At 43.1% G+C, this 18008-nt stretch carries 9 protein-coding genes; 1 reads left to right on the top strand and 8 read right to left on the bottom strand.

The genetic code is table 11. From position 1 onward, the window contains the following. Positions 1-24: 24 nt before the first annotated feature. The 5 genes from ACYQ0C_RS01600 to ACYQ0C_RS01580 form a co-directional block, all read right to left on the bottom strand. Positions 25-1467, bottom strand: coding sequence for a RagB/SusD family nutrient uptake outer membrane protein (locus ACYQ0C_RS01600; RefSeq protein WP_025076765.1), 1443 nt, complete (start codon positions 1465-1467; stop codon positions 25-27). A 31-nt stretch (positions 1468-1498) separates the two neighbouring features. After that, the gene (locus tag ACYQ0C_RS01595; RefSeq protein WP_016275312.1) at positions 1499-4795 is read right to left on the bottom strand and encodes a TonB-dependent receptor; all 3297 of its coding nucleotides are present in this window, start codon (positions 4793-4795) and stop codon (positions 1499-1501) included. Positions 4796-4951: 156 nt separating this feature from the next. Next, positions 4952-5950 (bottom strand): FecR family protein, encoded by a 999-nt coding sequence (locus ACYQ0C_RS01590; protein ID WP_016275311.1) that lies wholly within the window; start codon positions 5948-5950, stop codon positions 4952-4954. A 60-nt stretch (positions 5951-6010) separates the two neighbouring features. Further along, entirely contained in the window at positions 6011-6601 is a 591-nt protein-coding gene (locus ACYQ0C_RS01585; protein WP_016275310.1) for an RNA polymerase sigma-70 factor, read from the bottom strand. An 847-nt stretch (positions 6602-7448) separates the two neighbouring features. After that, a complete protein-coding gene (locus ACYQ0C_RS01580) occupies positions 7449-9605 on the bottom strand; it encodes an alpha-galactosidase (protein WP_016275309.1) in 2157 nt (718 codons plus the stop codon). Positions 9606-9792: 187 nt separating this feature from the next. Here ACYQ0C_RS01580 and ACYQ0C_RS01575 point away from each other — a divergent pair, with 187 nt between their 5' ends. After that, complete coding sequence (locus tag ACYQ0C_RS01575) at positions 9793-10689, top strand: AraC family transcriptional regulator (protein WP_016275308.1); 897 nt, start codon at positions 9793-9795, stop codon at positions 10687-10689. A gap of 12 nt (positions 10690-10701) precedes the next feature. Here the strand turns inward: ACYQ0C_RS01575 and ACYQ0C_RS01570 are convergent, their stop codons facing one another. The 3 genes from ACYQ0C_RS01570 to ACYQ0C_RS01560 all read right to left on the bottom strand — a co-directional run bounded on the left by ACYQ0C_RS01570 (position 10702) and on the right by ACYQ0C_RS01560 (position 18005). After that, the gene (locus ACYQ0C_RS01570; protein ID WP_025076767.1) at positions 10702-12654 is read right to left on the bottom strand and encodes a sialate O-acetylesterase; all 1953 of its coding nucleotides are present in this window, start codon (positions 12652-12654) and stop codon (positions 10702-10704) included. A 117-nt stretch (positions 12655-12771) separates the two neighbouring features. Then, positions 12772-15045 carry a glycoside hydrolase family 3 N-terminal domain-containing protein gene (locus ACYQ0C_RS01565; RefSeq protein ID WP_016275306.1) on the bottom strand — a complete coding sequence of 758 codons (2274 nt, stop codon included), beginning with the start codon at positions 15043-15045 and terminating at the stop codon, positions 12772-12774. Positions 15046-15056: 11 nt separating this feature from the next. After that, complete coding sequence (locus tag ACYQ0C_RS01560) at positions 15057-18005, bottom strand: galactose-binding domain-containing protein (protein ID WP_016275305.1); 2949 nt, start codon at positions 18003-18005, stop codon at positions 15057-15059. Positions 18006-18008 lie beyond the last annotated feature (3 nt).

The raw sequence follows: 18008 nt of genomic DNA, 5'->3' as shown, positions 1-18008 counted from the left end.
ATTTAAATAATGATTAATAGCGTGTCAATTCTTGGGATATCCCGAATTCTGTTCCATCTCAGGGCTAAAGATAAACTGGTCCTCAGGTATCGGCAACACACACTTGTAAAAATCCCAATCCACCTCTTCGTCCACACTGGGCAGATGATATCCCCCCTTACGGATGATGGTCTTACCATTCCGAAGCAAATCAAAGAAACGATGTCCTTCACCTACCAGCTCCTTGCTCCGCTCGTCCAACACACGGTCCAAGGTATAGTCAGCCATTGTCACTTCGTTATCGGGGTTACCCCGCTTCACAATCTCATTCAAATAACCAAGTCCCTGAACCGCAGCATCACCGCCCAACTTGCAACCAGCCTCAGCGGCGATCAGATACACCTCGGACAGGCGAAGGACCACATTGTTACATTCCAGCGGTGCAGTCTTCAGATCCGTCCCTCTCAGTTTGTACAACCACCATACCGTTTTTCCCGCATATTTATTCTCCTCCAGCAACTGCCCGCGCACATCCCCCGGATCAGCCAGCATCTGCTCCGCATATTTCTGAGTGACAAATCCCTTCTGATAGCCATACCAGTTCAACAAATACCCCCATGAATCCCGTCCCGGAGTATCATCCACACTATTGGCTATCTCAAAAAACGATTCTGAACCAAACTTGGCTTCCACCGACCAGGCAGCCACATATTTCTCATGCGGATAAAGAGCATAGCTTCCCGATGCATCCGCATCCTTTATCAGTTGGTCCGCCATATCAAACGCTTTCCGGTTGTCATTATGATACAGGTAAACACGGGCCAGCAACGCACGGGCCGCATACCGGTTCATACGTCCGTTATTTTTCTCTTCAGACATCAATGTGACCGCCTCTTCCAGCATTTCTATCATAAAATCGTACGCCTGAGCGACAGTGGAACGGGGAGGATTCTCATGGATCCCCACCAGATGGTCTATCAACGGAGCACCCAGTGACACGCCATTGTCTTTTGTATAAGGATAGCCGAAGCAACGGGTCAGGTCAAACTGGCAAAGCGCAATCACCGCCATCGTCTCGCCTTTCAAAGCATTCAACTTCTTTTCATCCCCGCTTTCAATTTTTCCTTCAGCAATGGCATTCAAAATATTCCACGCCTCACGAAGAATATAAAAAGGCCGTCCCCACAATGAACCGGCATTCAAGCTATTAGGGCGATGATTGAACATATAGCATGTATTGCATACCCCGCTTTCCTCGGAACTCTGCATATCATCTCCCTTCATATCTCCATAGGCAAACATAGCAGCCCCGTAATATCCGGACCCCGACATCAGATCATACAATCCATTCACCGCATTATCCACATCGGTTACTGTACGGAAAGCCATCGTAGTAGGGATTTTATTGCTGGGAGCTGTATCGAAGAAATCACCACAACCGGTAACGAGCAGTGAAACGAATCCTAAAATAAAAAGTATTTTCTTCATAATGATTCTGTTTTTTTAGTGTAATTGATGATTAAAATTTAAGTTCCAGTCCGAAAGCATAAGTTTTCAACGGAGGCGTGTAGAATCCTACCACCCCACTCATTTCAGGATCATATTGGTCGTAAGCAGCCCATGTCAGCAAATTCGTACCCGAGAAATAAACACGGGCATTCCCTATTCCTAATTTCTGCAACCATGCTTTAGGAGCGTTCACCCCCAATATCAGACTTTTCAGACGGATATGATCCGTAGAATGGATGGCACGCGAAGAATTATAGTTACCCCCCTTTTTATTTCCATATACAAAACGGGGAACATCCGTTATATCACCCGGTTTCTGCCAACGGCGGCGTTGCTCGGTACTTTTATTGCTTATCACCGAATAACCATCATCTTGCAGAATATAGGACGCATTATCATACGAATAACCACCGAAACTATAGGATAGATTGAATGACAAATCAATGAATTTATAATTAAAGGTATTCATAAAACCTCCCGAGATAGTGGGCGTAATATCTTTCAGCGGAATTGGATTTGCCTTGCCGGGGTCTGTCACCGTATTTTTGGTATAACCGCCATTCTCATCCTGCCGGTTATCATAATACAAAGCACTTCCGGTTTCAGGATCCACTCCTGCAAACTCACGCAGATAAATCGTATTAAACGGATAACCTTCCTTACGCACATATCTGCCATCCACAAACCAGGGCAGATCCGCCAGTTTCAGAATCTTATTTTTATTATGGCTCAAATTAAAGGCGGTAGTCCAACTGAAATCTTTTGTCTTGATATTATTGGAACGGACTTCAAGTTCCACACCGGTATTCCGCATCTGCCCCACATTGGTCAGCAGAGAAGAGAACCCACTGATGGAATTCAATTGCTTGCTCATCAACAGATCTTTCGTTGTACGCGTGTACCAGTCCAAGGAAACATTCACACGACTGAACAAACCGATATCCAGTCCCAGATTCAATGCATAATTCTTCTCCCAAGTAAGTTCCTCATTCCCCAATGTACTTTCCCACGGAGAAGGTTTTCCATTATAAAACGCTCCTGTGGTATAAGTACTCTGATAACCATAATATGAAGAGGGAAGATTTCCGTTCACCCCATAGGAAGCACGAAGTTTCAAATCACTTAAGACTGACTTCAACGGCTGCATGAACTTCTCCTGAGAAAGCCTCCACGAACCGGACAAGGACCAGAAATTACCCCAACGAGTATCGGGAGACAGGCGGGATGATCCATCCCTGCGGAAACTGAAGCTGGCATAATATTTATCACCATAAGAATAGTTCACACTGGCCACATAGGACATCAATGCATCCTCCTGCAAAAGCTGGTCCGCATCTATCGGATCGGCTGCGTTCCCCAATGAAGTGTTGATATCCTGCCCGTAAGTTTTCTTTGCAGCATACAAATCCTCATAATCATACTTCATCACCTCGAAAGCAGCGACCGCACTGACCGAATGCCTGCCGAACGTTTTGGAATAAGTCAAATTATTCTGTGAAGTATAACGCATACGGTCAGTCATCTGCATACGTCCCCGCCCTTGATAAGTCGCTCCGTCACGTCCCTCAGGAGACTGGAAGAAAAAGTCCTTTGTCAACGAATAATCTACCGTAAACACACTGGATACCTTCAAATTATCCCAAACATTATAAGCTATTTTAGCCGTACCCATCGCACGTACCGTCCGGGCATAATAATCATTGACCTCGGCCTCCAGCACCGGATTGTAACCGTTATTTTCACGGTAACCGCTGGCATAGGTTCCATCTTCATTATAAATAGGAGTAGAAGGTGTCAGATTCACTTTCGATGCATAAATGGCACTTCCATAGAACTTTCCTTCGGGCAAGTGAACGTTCTTTGTCCACGAGAAGGAAGCGTTCATGCCAAATTCCACCCTTTTATACTTGTTACTTGCATCCACACGCCCCGTAAAGCGCTCCATTTCCGAATTCAGGGAAACACCCGTCTGCTTGGTATATCCCAAAGAACCGATAAAACTGGAATTTTGATTGCCGGCACTGGCAGACAGGTTATAATCCTGTTGATAACCTTTCTTGAACAAAGCACTCTCCCAGTCCGAATATCCCTGAGGCAGGCGTTTGGCGTACTGGTCTATATTCGCATCCGCATACCGCTGTGCCTCTTGTTCGCTTGCCCCCTTATCCAGTTGGAAATTAACCAGTCCTTCGTGAATCAATTCCCTTCTTTCCTCGCCTCCCATCAACGGACGATAGGTATAAGCGAAATCAGTGATTCCGTATTTCGCCGCCATATTGACACGAAGCTTGCCTTCCTTTCCTTTTTTAGTAGTGATCAGCACGACTCCATTAGCACCTTTCGCACCATACAATGAAGCGGATGCCGCATCTTTCAAGACGGTGATGCTCTCAATATCCGCCGGATTCAGCGTTTCAATGAACCCCATTCCTCCCGCATCGGACATACTGGTAAAGTTACTCAAGTCATAAGATGGAATAGGCACTCCGTCCAATACATACAAAGGCTCGGTAGAAGCATTCATGGAAGCGACTCCCCGCACCCGTAAAGTTGTTTTCGCACCGGGCTGCGAAGAAGTACCGGCAACCACACTGATGCCCGGTATATTCGATTCAATCATCTGCCCCACGGACACAACAGGCAATGCCTCCAGCTTTTCAGTAGTCAGCACAGAAGCCGATCCCGTATAAGTCGCCTTCTTGAAATCCCCATATCCGGTAACGACAACCTCGTCCAACGTATTGGCGTCCTCTTTCAATGTAATATGAAAATCCCCTTTTCCTTTTGTCGGAACATCTTGTGCCAGATATCCTATATAGCTCACAACCAACGAAGCGGATTCGTCCACTTCCAACGTAAACTTCCCATTAAAATCGGTGATAACCCCATTGGTACTTCTGCCTTTTTCCACAACATTGGCACCAATCAGAGGTTCTCCCATCGCATCTTTCACCACTCCGGTCACTCTTTTCTTTTTAGAGCCGGGTTGCGAGACAGTTTTCTTCTCGATGAAATAGATTTTGTTGTTCCTGATTTCAAAAGTAAGATTAGTTCCTGAAAGAAGTTTTGTCAATGCCTCCTTCAGTGTGGCATCTTTGAGCTGCATGGTTACCTTACGATTCACATCGACCAACTGGTCACTGAAAACCAAGCTCATACCGGTCTGGCTTTTAATAGACGCCAGTACTTTTTCCACTCTCTCATTCTTAAAATCTAAAGAGACTTTTTGCGACTGTGCTGAAACAGTAAAGCCAAATAAAAGGACTCCCAACAGCAGTAATGTCTTCATTTTGGTTCTTGCTTTCATTTTCATCAATAATTAGTTTGAAACAAAAGGATTTCTTATACAGGCTAACACATCACCCGGGAAAAGGTATGAGTCCGTTTTTTCATTTTTCCGAAAAAAAAATAGATGCAAGTGTATTCACTCACATCTATTCCCTGTTTTCCTTTATGGTTCCCATCATTTAGAGTTCACTTCAAACAGACCGTCCCCCACCTCCGTGAAACAGATATTGGAAACAGTCTCCAAATCATAGAGTACATCCGACGCGTTGACTTTTCCTGTTGACAGAGTAAACCTGTTCTTCAGTACCGTAGAGTCCTTCACCATAAAATGAACGTCATAATGTCTTTCCATCACCTTTAGAATCTCATTGAGCGGAGTCAGATAAAAATTAAGGCTGTTGGAGCGCCATGCCGAAATCTGCTCCATATTATCCGGACGGGAAATCAGGCATTTTCCCGAGTGACGGTTATATTCCGCACTCTCCCCCGGAACAAGCCTGTACTCCTTCGCATTATGATCTCTGAAAAGAATGCCTCCTTCATCCAAGGTTATCCAGATATTGGGTTCGGCAGCATACGCCTTTACATTAAATCTGGTCCCGGTCACTCTCACTTCCACCCCTTGCAAATCCACCTTAAAAGGGCGGTTCTCATCTCTGGCAACATTAAAATACCCTTCCCCCCAAAGCTCCACCGTACGGTTGAACAATCCAAACTGTCTGGGATACCTCAAGCGGGAATCCGAGTTCAAGTGCACAATACTGCCATCCTGCAAAACCACCCGTATCTGTTCACCATAAGGAACATTTATTTCAGCATACTCCGTTTCCGAGAAAATCCCCGTCCGGTTCGCCAAAAACAACAAGGAGACGCTTAAGAAAACAAACGGCAACAGTACAGCCGCCACCCACATCCACTTACGGCCGGCCGGCCTTCTTTCACGCTCACGTTTTATCTCACTCATAAACCGCTGTTTCATCTTCATGCCGCGAATAGAAGGAGGCCGGACATCTTCCGGCACCTCTTCTGCAAGCTCTTCCATCTCGCGGTCCAATCGTCCGGACAAGTACTTACGCCCTTCTTCCGTAACGAACCAGCCGGCAACTCTCCGAGCTTCTTCAGGAGCAGCTTTGTTGTCAAGTACTTTATCTATCACCGATTCATCTATCTTCATAATCTATTTTTTTCGTATATTTATAATAACACCCCACTCCGATAAAAGTATGAGTACATTTCAGTCTATTAAATAAATCCATATTACAGGAAACCACATAATCAAAGATTCAATCTCGTTACGAAGCGCCTTTATAGCCTGTGTGTAATGAGATTTCACTGTAGGGACAGTGATGCCCATCCTGTCGGCAATCTCTTGATTGGATAACCCATATTCTATTTTCAGCAAGCAGATTTTTTGTTTCTGAGGAGGAAGTTTGTCAATGGCAACCCGCAAGTATTTTCTGAGTTCACCCTGTTCAAACCGGGTTAAAAAAGCATCTTCGTCCTCATCATTCACCTGTTGGGCCATTTCATACAACTTCTCGAATACCAGACTGCGATGCCTCAATTCATTCAGTATATAATTCTTCAAAATAGTAAATAACAAACTGCGGATACCCGACTCAAAACTAAAAGTTTCCCTCTGTTCCCACAATTTCATGAAAAGATACTGAACTGCATCCTCCGCCTCTTCTTCCGATTTCAAAAAACGATAGGCTATGGTGTACAATAACCGATGATAGCGATCAAAGACAGCGGCAAAGGCATACTCTTTACCACGGCGAAGATCGTCATATAACTTCTGGTCAAAATCCGGATATTGATTCATAATAAATGCTTTTCCCAAGTTTTCTTAAAAGGCCAACTTATCACAAAGATAGCACAAATGTAGATATCTTTTGTTAGATTTCTCAAAAAAAACAGTTCATTTTGTTTTTGATTTCTAAAATTTCTCACACAAGAAGACAAATATCACACACAAAGACATCGATCCAACATCTATAAACAAAGTACATACTGAGAATATCATTACTGTGGGGGAGCACAATCGTGACCGGCCTCTGATTTCGTCGAAAGGAACAGGTTCATGTCATGTGCTTTGGTTTCCGCACTATCTGCAAGGATTTCTTTATCGGTACTATTACGTCCGTTGATCATCGTCCAATAACGGTAAAAGGCGGACCACCATGATCCGGACTTAAAATTTCTGTCTTTTCCATTTTCATTTTGTTTATGGACACGAAGATACGACAGACGGGCCAAGAAAAAGTTGATTCTTGTAGGTTGTTGTAGGTTATAGTTGATTATTGTAGATTTGCGCAGGTTAACGTAATTCAGAAGGACGGGGCTGTCTTCAGAATAAAAAAGATATTCCGGCACGGAAACAAAGTCGGATTTGGAGGAGGGTATATATATAAATATATACCTCCCCCAAGATATAAAACCCGAACCTCTCTGATATAAAACTTAAGCCCGAAAGATTATATATCTTACAAGTGTAACATATATAACGATGACACCTGAAGATCTATCATGTGTCACGGCATCTTCTATGAATTAAGATCATGATCCAACCGGCCAAGTATCATTCATCTGTAGAAAAGAAAATTGCCTTCATCATTCATAAAGACGAATAATGAAGGCAATACACTAAATTATATACAATCAATCCCCGATCATTCAGCTACAACTTCAATTACACGACTGTTGAGTTGCTGTGTAGTAAACAGATTCAATCCTACATTCATCAAGAATTCTCCGGAGAAGACCTCACCATTGCCCGATAAAGAAGAGTTGGCTCCGGGCATCAGGTTGATTTCTTTCACACGATACATTTTGTCCGCATCAAGCCCCTGCAAACGCACCGGCAATGTTTTTTCCGCATACCGAGGATGAATATCGAAAGCAAATACCACTGCTTTATCCTTATCTTTGCCCACATACATAGTGGAGGTATGATTACTGCCATAAGGAGATACCAAACGGTACATATCGCCTTCCAAGACAACTGGTTTCAAACGGTTATAATTCTGTACGGCAGCACGGCAATAAGCCTCATCATCCTTACTCATGTCCGCTAATTTTATATCAAAGCCGAGTTTACACATCATAGCCACATCCGTACGGAATTTCACACTGCTATTCTTATTCCAGGTCGTTACGTGCGCACACATTGTCTTGGCCGGGAACACCTGTGAGAATCCCCACTGAATAAATAAGCGTTCAATAGGATCGGTATTATCACTAGGCCAGAATTCTGTAAAATATTTCAAGGCCTCATAGTCCGAACGTCCACCACCACCGGAACAAAGCATCATCGGCAGATTAGGATATTTTGCTTTCACACGTTCCAATACATTATACAGGCCACGCACATAATCAATATATAAATGTGACTGCTTGTCTTTCAAGTAAACAGAATAAATATTTGTAATAGGGCTATTGCAATCCCATTTAAAGAAGGCGATATCAGGATATTTTGTCATCAAATTATCCACGACTCCGAATACATAATCCTGCACTTTCGGGTTGCTCAAATCCAGTACCAACTGATTACGAAAATAATACTCGTCACGATTCGGAAGATGGATCACCCAGTCTTTATGCTTCTCGTACAACTCGCTTTTGGGATTCACCATTTCCGGTTCAATCCAAATACCGAACTTTATACCTTTTTTTCTGGCAGCTTCCGTCAGATAACCAATACCATGAGGAAGCTTATCAGCCGTTTCATCCCAGTCGCCTAACCCTTGATGATCACCACTGCGCGGATACTTGTTGGCAAACCAACCATCATCCAACAAAAACATATCCACACCCAGTTCTACCGCATCATCCATCAGCTTCACCAATTTCGCTTCATCAAAATCAAAATAGGTGGCTTCCCAGTTATTCAACAAAGTCATACGAGTCTGGTTCCCATCCTTTACCTGATGCTTACGGGCCCAATCATGGAAATTACGGCTAGCCTGTCCTTTGCCTGTAAAACTGTAAGTAAAATAAAAATCGGGAGTACGGAAAATTTCATTCGGTTTCAGACTATATTCCGAAGCATACGGATTAATACCCGAAATAACACGCAGTTCGTTCTTATTATCTACTTCGAATACAAAACTGAAATTACCCGTCCATCCTAATGTTCCGACTAACACTTCACCTTGGTTCTCTTCTGACTTTCCGTCCAATGCAAGTTGGAAGAAAGGAGAGCAGAACATATTGGCACGTGCTCCCAACTTGGTATCAATCGTTTTCTTGCCAAATTCCAAAGGCTGTTCCTTCACATGCGCCTCACTGGCCCAGTCTCCCGAGAATTCAGTCAGGAAATAGTTGTCACGATTCAAATGCAACATGGAAGACGCATACTTATGAAGCTGCACAGGTTTCTTTTCCTGATGACTGATTTCAGTGAAAGTCTTTATCAGATTTTCTTTCTGGTAAGCCACATAATGAAGTTTTACAGTGACAGGATATTTATCATCCTGCATGGTAATCACCACTTCATCTACCCCCGGCGACACTTGATTCCGAGTATGAGATACATATTTTAATAAAGTAGAAGGATTGCCGTCATTATGCACTACATGAATAGCCGGTTCAAAATAATCTTCCATGCCATGAGTAAGATATGCTTCGCTGCCCTGTGGCAAGTGGACAATATCTGTAGCATGATTCAACTTCTTTCCCAAATAACTTTGATATAGACGTCCGTTATCACCAACCCGGTAAATAAGGTCTACATTTTCTGTACTAATTTTGATGACTGGCTTATCCGCCGCTTTTAACATAAATGACATGCATAAAAAACATATCAAGAAGAGCAATCTTTCTTTCATGGTATTATTTATCGATTAAAATTATAGTGCAAAGATAGGGAGAGAACCTCAAAAATTCCGACTCAAATGCGCCATAAAATAAGAAAATTGACGATTATAGCCTCAAAACCATCGAAATCAGGCCTGTATTGTAGGTAAAGTCGAGGAAGTCTGCTATCTTTGTTATCCAATTCTAATACATGGATATATGCCACGAATTAAAGAGGGATTTAAAGGAGAACGCGCCATCGTGCTCCCAACTTTTCTGATTGAAGAATTAAAGCAAGATCCGCTAGGCAGCGAACTTTACATTACAGATATAGGATATTATCCTCATGCCTGTTTTCATTACCGGAAACGTGACACCGAGGAAGCGACCGAGTTCATCCTCATTTACTGTATGGAGGGAGAAGGGTGGTTCGAATTAGACAAATATCGATATGCAGTTACCGCCAACCAATTTTTCATTCTACCCGAACATCAGGCACATGCTTATGGCAGTAATGAGAAAAATCCCTGGACTATTTACTGGATCCATTTCAATGGAACAAAAGCTGCATTTTTCAGTGCCGGTTTTGACCGTCCGAAAGACATCACTCCACAAGAGGATTCACGAATCAAAGAACGATTAGTACTCTTCGAAGAAATCTACTCGTCCATCAGCTCCGGATATAGCAAGAATTATATGCTTTATGCCACTACCAGTCTTTTCCATTTTTTAGGTTCCATGAAGTTTATTGGTGAATATCGGGATTGCGGTTCCATGCGCAATGGTTGCAGAAGCAAGGATGTGGTGCAAATAGCGATTCATTTCATGCAAGAAAATTTGAGCAAAACCATTCGTCTGGCAGATATCGCTGCGGAAGTAAACCTCTCGGTTTCCTATTTCTCTAATCTGTTTGAAGAAAAGACAGGCTCCTCTCCTCTTCGATATCTTACCTATCTCAGAATACAGGAAGCCTGTCATTACCTGGATTTTACCAACCTGAAAATTAACCAAATAAGTCCCTTGGTAGGCTATGAGGATTCTCTTTATTTCTCCCGGTTATTCACTAAGACGATGGGAGTGCCTCCATCAGCTTACAAAGAGAAGAAAAAAGGTTAAGACTTACGACATCTACCAACAGTCGGTCCGGAAAGGAGCAACCGGGAGGCCGTTCTCTCCGTACAAATTACAATCCGGATTATCCGCCCAGCCATAACGTGCAGCAAGAGGGATAGAAACTTCAGGAGAAAAAACTATAATTTTCCCATTCTGGACCATCGCCTCTGCCGGATAAAACACACGGTCCGGCCCTGCAATGGTAAAGCCTTTTAAAGTTGTACCTTTAATCTGAAATCCATCTTGCTTTTGTCCGAAATCCAATTCCATTTTATCCCCTTTGATTCTATAATTCCGGAATACAGGAGCCGAATCGGAAACATTTTTTCCATAACTACCGGCCAGGGCAACCAAGGCCAAACGGCGTCCCACCTCTTGCTTATTCTTAGGATGAATGTCATCAGCCAAACCAATATCAATGGTCACAGCCATACCAACTTGGTCAAGTTTTAATGCTTTAGTTTGTGCTTCACGCAAAGCCGCCCATTCGGAATCCGGCTGTATTTCCTTGGATTCCATAAAATTAGCCAATTGTACAAAATAAAAGGGGAAATCACTCCGCCATTGCTGGCGCCAATCCGTAATGAGAGCAGGAAACAAATCCCCATATTGTTCCGGACGGCCTACATTGGCTTCACCTTGATACCATATTACTCCTTTAATGGGAAAAGCAGTCCATGGTTTGACCATCGCATTGAACAGTACCGTAGGATAACTGGAACTTTGAACGGGAGAAACCGGTGCGGGTGGAAACCCTTTTAAAGAAAGTCCGATACGATATTTCCAATCTCCGGCCAAACTGATCCGCTTTCCATCAGCTTCTACATAAAGTTCCTCTGCCTTGCCATGAATACCGCCCTCTCCACCAAAATCAGAAACACGAACAGCAAGAACCGCCTTACCAGCCTTCACTAATTTTGCAGGAATGGTATAAGTACGCGGTGTCATATAACCTGCCCCCCGGGCAATCTCCACCCCATTAAAATAAGTGATGTCTTCATCATCAATCATCCCCAAATTTAACTTTAACGGTTTGCCAATCCATTCTACCGGGATTTCAAAGCTACGACGGAACCATACAACTCCATCAAAATCTTTCAAACCATTCCTTTCCCAGTAACCGGGAAGACACATATCCTGCCATTGTTCTTCTGACAAGTCCGGTGCAATCCAGCAAGGCTTATCTTCCTCCATTCCCTTGTCTTCCTTAGAAAAAAGAGATTGCCACTCGGAGCGCTCTTGATTATAGGCCTTTTCCATACGAACAGGGTCAAAATCCAATTGTTCCATCTTAGCCAACTCCTCATGAAAGCCCAGTACCTGTTTCAATGTTTCATAGCTGGTCCACGCTTCAGCAGGTGTTCCTCCCCATGTACAGTCAATCACTCCTACAGGAACATTTAACTCCTTCCATAATGAACGGGCATAAAAATAAGCGAGCGAAGAGAATTCAGGAATTGTGGCGGAAGAACATTCCTGCCATCCTCCCATCGTAGCCTCCACATCACTCAACGGAGTTACTGAAGTATTTTTCTTCACTTGGAACAAACGGATAGAAGGATAATTCGCCTCCGCTATCTCCTGCTCATAATTCATGACTTTCCCCCAACCCGCAACAGGCATCTCCATATTAGACTGGCCGGAACAAAACCATACCTCTCCCACCATTACATTTTTTAATTGCAATTTCTTACCATCCGTAAATGTCAACGTATAAGGCCCTCCTGCAACAGGAGTAGGCACAGACAAAGTCCAATAACCATCCTTATTCACCGGAGTCACATACACTTCATTATTCCAGCCTGTAGTTACTTTTAAGGTTTTGCCCAATGCCGCCTTACCATGAAAAGTAACCTTCGTATTTTGCTGAAGAACCATATTGTCCGTAAAATAAGCGGGCAAGACCACCTTGGCGTAAGAAATACACGTCAGGCTGAAAAAAGAAAGAAAAAACAAGATGCTTCTCATATAAAATAGTTGTAAATTAACAAGAAAATATATACATACCAGTACTAACAATACGATCACATGGCTTGCCTTCTTGTTATCAGAAAAGAAATAACAAGAAGACAAGCACATTTATTTTCAGTTTATAGTAATTGTTTTCTTAAAGCGTATATCATCTGAGGCGGCTCCTATCTGAATTTCAAAGTCCCCAGGTTCTACCACTTCCTCCATTTTTGCATTATACAGAGCTAATTCTGCGATTGGCAAAGAAAGCTCCACACATTGACTTTCGCCCGGCTTGACCAGAACTTTTTGAAATGCCTTTAACTGTTGGATGGGAGTAGCCACCGTGCTTACCTTATCACGTACATAAAGCTGCACAACCTCCTTGCCATCGCGCCTACCCGTATTCTTGATCGTAACGGATACTTTCAATGTATCACTTGCAACCAATAACGTATCACTCAGTGCACAATCCACATAATCAAACGTAGTATAACTTTTTCCATGTCCAAAGTTCCATAAAGGTTCCGGTTTATCAAAGACATAATGACCTTTAGGTTCTTCAGGAGTACCCGGCTGGTCAAAAGGTTCTTCACGATCTGTCACGAAATGATTATAAAAACAAGGAGTATTACCTGTGCTACGCGGGAAAGATACATTCAACTTACCCGACGGATTCACCTTTCCAAGCAAAATATCTGCCAATGTACATCCTTGCTGCTCACCTGCATACCATTGCACCAACACTGCATCAGCATTTTCTTTCACCCAAGGCATAGCAAGCGGTTTACCCGCAATCAGAACGACAATCATAGGCTTGCCCGTTTTCTTTATCTCCTTCAACAGCTCCTCCTGCACCCCAGGAAGTTCCAATGAGGAAAGATCAAATCCTTCACCTGCCGTAGAATATTTAGGACTTCTTCCCAAATAAGTGCTTCGTGTACCTACCGCCACCACAGCTATATCACTGTTACGGACAACTTCCACAGCTTCGGCAATATGTGATTTGTCCTGGCTCCACCAATCACATCCTTCAGCATGACGGATCATTATTTTATCACCTGCACTTTCCTGCAATCCTTGCAACAAACTGACTGCTTCTTTAGTATCCCCCATCGTCCAAGCGTAATCGCCCAACACGGCTTGATTACTGTTAGGCCCCACCACTGCAACAGACTTGTATTTATTCAAGTCTAAAGGAAGAATATCATTTCTGTTTTCCAATAATACGGCACTCTCGTCAGCCACTTTCTTAGCCAATGCCACCTTTTCAGCATTGCGAACGACCTTCTTCACCAGTTTAGGATCACCATAAGTTTCATCAAATAAGCCCAATTCAAACTTCACCGTCAATATTCTGCGCACGGCCTGATCTATATATGCAACATCAAGCCTTCCCTCCTCAACTTGTTTTTCCAATGTTTCGTAAGTCGAATCAATGTTCAAGTCCACTCCGGCCATTAATGCCATACGCGAAGCCTCCTCACGGCTGCCTGCTGCATGATGAAAAGTCATCAGACGCTCCACCGAACCCCAGTCAGAATAAGTGTATCCTTTAAAGCCCAGTTCTCCCCGAAGAATATCAGTCATATAATAAGAAGAACCTGTAACCGGCACTCCATCATACGCACTGTAACAAGTCATCACCGCCCACGGAGAAGTTTCCCTTATAGCTTTACGGAACGGATAAAGATAGAGACTACGCAATTTACGTTCTCCTCCACTTACTCCCGCACAATTCAAGCCTCCAGACGGAGTGCCATGGGCTACAAAATGCTTGGGCATACAAGTAATTCTGTGTTTTTGATACCCTTTGATAAACGCCACTCCCATTTCCGCTATCAGATAAGGGTCTTCTCCGTATGTTTCTTCAATACGTCCCCAGCGTAACTCGCGGGCAATGTCAAAAACCGGAGAAAGAATTTGATGAATACCTATCGCCTTAGCCTCTTCGCCAGCCGCCTCAGTCATTTGTTGTATTAATTCAGGATTGAAAGTGCTTCCCTGCGCCAAAGCATGAGGAAACAGCGTACAATTATTCTGAATAATACCCTGTATGCCCTCAGCAGAAGTCAACAACGGAATTCCCAAACGAGTCTTAGTACGCATATAATGCTGTAATTCTTTATACATCACGGCGCAATCATAAGCAGACATACTCATTTCATGAGTTGTCCCATAACTTTCCCCCGCGAAGATCCGGTCAATCTCATCCAACTGGCCAGACGCACGATTCTGTAATTGCAATACCTTTTCGTGCAATGTCATTCTAGACATAAGGTCGTCTACACGCTTCTCTATTGGAACCGTCCTGTCTTTATAGAGAGGGGTATCATCTCCAGCCCAAGCTGAAGATGATACACTCATCACTATCCCCATACAGAACAGAATAAATTTATTAGTACACATACTAATCTGAATTATTTGTTATTATAAGGAGTTACCACTAACTTATATTTGTCGCCCTGCAACAAATTCTCATCAAATGTAATGCTCAAATTCTTTGTTTCTCCAGGCATCAACGTAAAATAGTTGTCATTCATCAATGCCGGCAGAATGCGTTCGCCATCCGAAGTACGAACAGCCTGCACATGTACAGCAAAAGCTACTCCCTTAGCCGATTTCGGAAGTGTTATGACCGCTTGTATCTCCGCCTCACCATTCTTACGAATTAACTTGGAAGAAGTTTTCAGTTCAGCTTTTGGCAAAGTATTCAAAGCCGTAAAGTCCAGACGGTCGTTGCCACGCCAGTAATTGTTTTCTGACACGATCTTTCCCGATTTATCTTTCAACGTCAGGCGGATAAAATGTACATCACTCAAACCCTCACTAGGCTGTGTTCCACCCAATACATCAAAGCTCCATAATGAGTAACCAAACCACCAACCTAGTTCAATACCAAACATACGTACATAGCGGGCATCGACTTCAGGGAAAGTAATTACTTCCAAGCCCTCACGTCCCTCAGATGTTTTATAGACCTCCATCCAATTTTCTGCATCGTTAGATACTTGTATCTTATAAGACTTACCGTATGCAGCCTCAAAATTTAATCGCACTCCACCTACAGGCTGTACACTGCCAAGGTCTACATATATCCATTCATTATCTGCTTTTTTAGCCCCCCAGCGAGTATCATCTTTTCCATCCACAACATACGAAGGGTCACCCGTAGAAGTAGAAGAAGCCACGACACGCTTGCCTAATGAAAGATTAGGACGTTCACAATTCAAACCAAGCACAAAACACCGCGCTGTAGTATTGGGATAAGAAGTAACCAACTGACTTTGAGAATAACGCTGTACAGGCTTGCCATCCAAATTATAGATAACAGCTTCGGCGGTCAATCCATCAAAAGTCTGTGTCGTTGTGTTTACAACTTTCACTTCCTCCGTTGCTGGATTCCAATAAATATGCAATGGTTCACAAGCAGATTTACATCCCCAATAAGCTCCTGTCAAATCATAATAATAATCATAAGTTTGCCATACCATAGAGGGATAAGCAGATTGCCCCATCCAAGTCATAATGCCCGAAGCATCTTCCCAAATATGATCCAACCAGCCCTCATACATTGCTTTATTCGATTCCAAATTCACCAATTGAGCTTTCCGACAGAAATCCTCCGCATTTTCAGCCTTACCATATCCTTTATCAATAGAAGCAACATAGTGATCCGGACGAGCATTGCCTGCATTAGAGCCAAAATAATGTTTGTTCCACATCTCGTTACGAGGCCACCAATCAGACTCAGGCATAAATTTTTTAAAGCTTTCAAAAGTAGGCACCACCGCCGTACCTATTTCAGTGCGGAACCCCCAGCCACGTTTTCCATCACCACCCGAAGAAGGATCTGGATAATTTAAGAAATAATAGCGCGAGTCAAAAGCTCCCCAATAACCACTTCCGCTCAAGCCCCCTGTATTAGAACAAGCTTGAAAATAACGGTCACCGCCATCAAATGTTTTAATATTCACATCCATCCACCCCTGAATAGGCTGTTCAGGATAAGCTTCATTATCTCCACACCATACGGCAATACAAGGATGATTGCGTACACGTTTTATCTTTTCTACTACATTATTATTAAATACATTCAAATCATAAGGCAGATTCGGATTGGAATTAATCCAAAAATCGTCCCATACCATAAGTCCATATTTATCACAATATTCGTAGAACTCTTCATCCGTAACCGAACCTAACCAGTTGCGTATCATATTGAAGTTCATCTCTTTATGAAGGCGGATTTTAGTCTCATATTCATTACCACGACACCGAAGCATATATTCAGACATTCCCCAATTAGCTCCTTTCACAAATACACGCATTCCATTGATGGAAAGGTGAAAGACTCCTCCTTCCCAATCATATGTGTACTTCTTGATACCAAATGTCAATTCCTTTGTTTCAGAAACTTCACCATCAGCCAGCACCTCCAGCTTACAAGTATAAAGATTCGGCTCACCATATCCATTGGGCCACCACAATTGGGGACGCGCGATACTGAGTTGTGGGAAATAACGTTTGTCAAATTTCAATGTAGAAAAGCGGTTAGCTTCCACTTCCACCTCTTTCTCGAAAGTTATGTCACCCGGAAGAATCGTACCACGCACTACAAACTTACTTTTCTTTGAAGAATTATTCTTCACTTCCATCTCTACACTCACATCCGCACGTGCATTAGTAGGCAAATCTGTACGTATCCAAGGATCCCGCACTGTAGCTTTTCCCGTATTGGAAAGAAAGACTTTATCAGTAATACCACTATTCAGTCCAGGTACATACGGCATCCAGTCCCAACCACCACTGGAAAGATAAGTAGGGCTTCCCTGATTAGCCAATGGAGTATCTGGCATGTGCACCAACACAGCCAGCACATTTTTGGCATCACGTTTGGCTATTCGGGTCACATCAAAACGCCCACGATGCATAAAACCATCCAAACGTCCCAAGAAAACACCATTCATGTATATATCAGCACGACGATTCACACCATTAAAATTCAGCCATATCAAGTCTTTAGTAAAATCAGCAGGAATATCAAACGTAGTACGATACCAGAAACTACGATCATATTTTTCACGACTCACCTGATGAATATTATCTCCAAAATTAGGATCCTTTTCTAATCCTGCCACCACATACGAGTTAAAAGCTGTTCCAGGCACAACAGCATCTACCCATTTCGAAGCATCAAGCCCCGTACTACACAGCACTGCCCCATCTCCATTCACTTCTGCCTGCGGTTTCAGTTTCCATACAGTTTGCGGATTATCCGAATGTAAATAAATCGTTTGCTGTGCTTGCAGCCCTGTCATACAGGCTGCAAGCGCAAATGATGCTATTATTTTTTTGAATTCTATCATATT

The organism is Phocaeicola sartorii JCM 17136 = DSM 21941 (assembly GCF_054653615.1).
The sequence above is the reverse complement of the archived record's forward strand: the minus strand, read 5'-3'. Positions and strand labels throughout refer to the sequence as shown.

Bases quoted from the DNA above. Each gene is read 5' to 3' on its own strand.
- ACYQ0C_RS01575 (WP_016275308.1), top strand. From the start codon at position 9,793: ATGCCACGAATTAAAGAGGGATTTAAAGGAGAACGCGCCATCGTGCTC.
- ACYQ0C_RS01600 (WP_025076765.1), bottom strand. From the start codon at position 1,467: ATGAAGAAAATACTTTTTATTTTAGGATTCGTTTCACTGCTCGTTACC.
- ACYQ0C_RS01585 (WP_016275310.1), bottom strand. From the start codon at position 6,601: ATGAATCAATATCCGGATTTTGACCAGAAGTTATATGACGATCTTCGC.
- ACYQ0C_RS01560 (WP_016275305.1), bottom strand. From the start codon at position 18,005: ATGATAGAATTCAAAAAAATAATAGCATCATTTGCGCTTGCAGCCTGT.
- ACYQ0C_RS01590 (WP_016275311.1), bottom strand. From the start codon at position 5,950: ATGAAGATAGATGAATCGGTGATAGATAAAGTACTTGACAACAAAGCT.
- ACYQ0C_RS01595 (WP_016275312.1), bottom strand. From the start codon at position 4,795: ATGAAAGCAAGAACCAAAATGAAGACATTACTGCTGTTGGGAGTCCTT.
- ACYQ0C_RS01570 (WP_025076767.1), bottom strand. From the start codon at position 12,654: ATGAGAAGCATCTTGTTTTTTCTTTCTTTTTTCAGCCTGACGTGTATT.
- ACYQ0C_RS01565 (WP_016275306.1), bottom strand. From the start codon at position 15,045: ATGTGTACTAATAAATTTATTCTGTTCTGTATGGGGATAGTGATGAGT.
- ACYQ0C_RS01580 (WP_016275309.1), bottom strand. From the start codon at position 9,605: ATGAAAGAAAGATTGCTCTTCTTGATATGTTTTTTATGCATGTCATTT.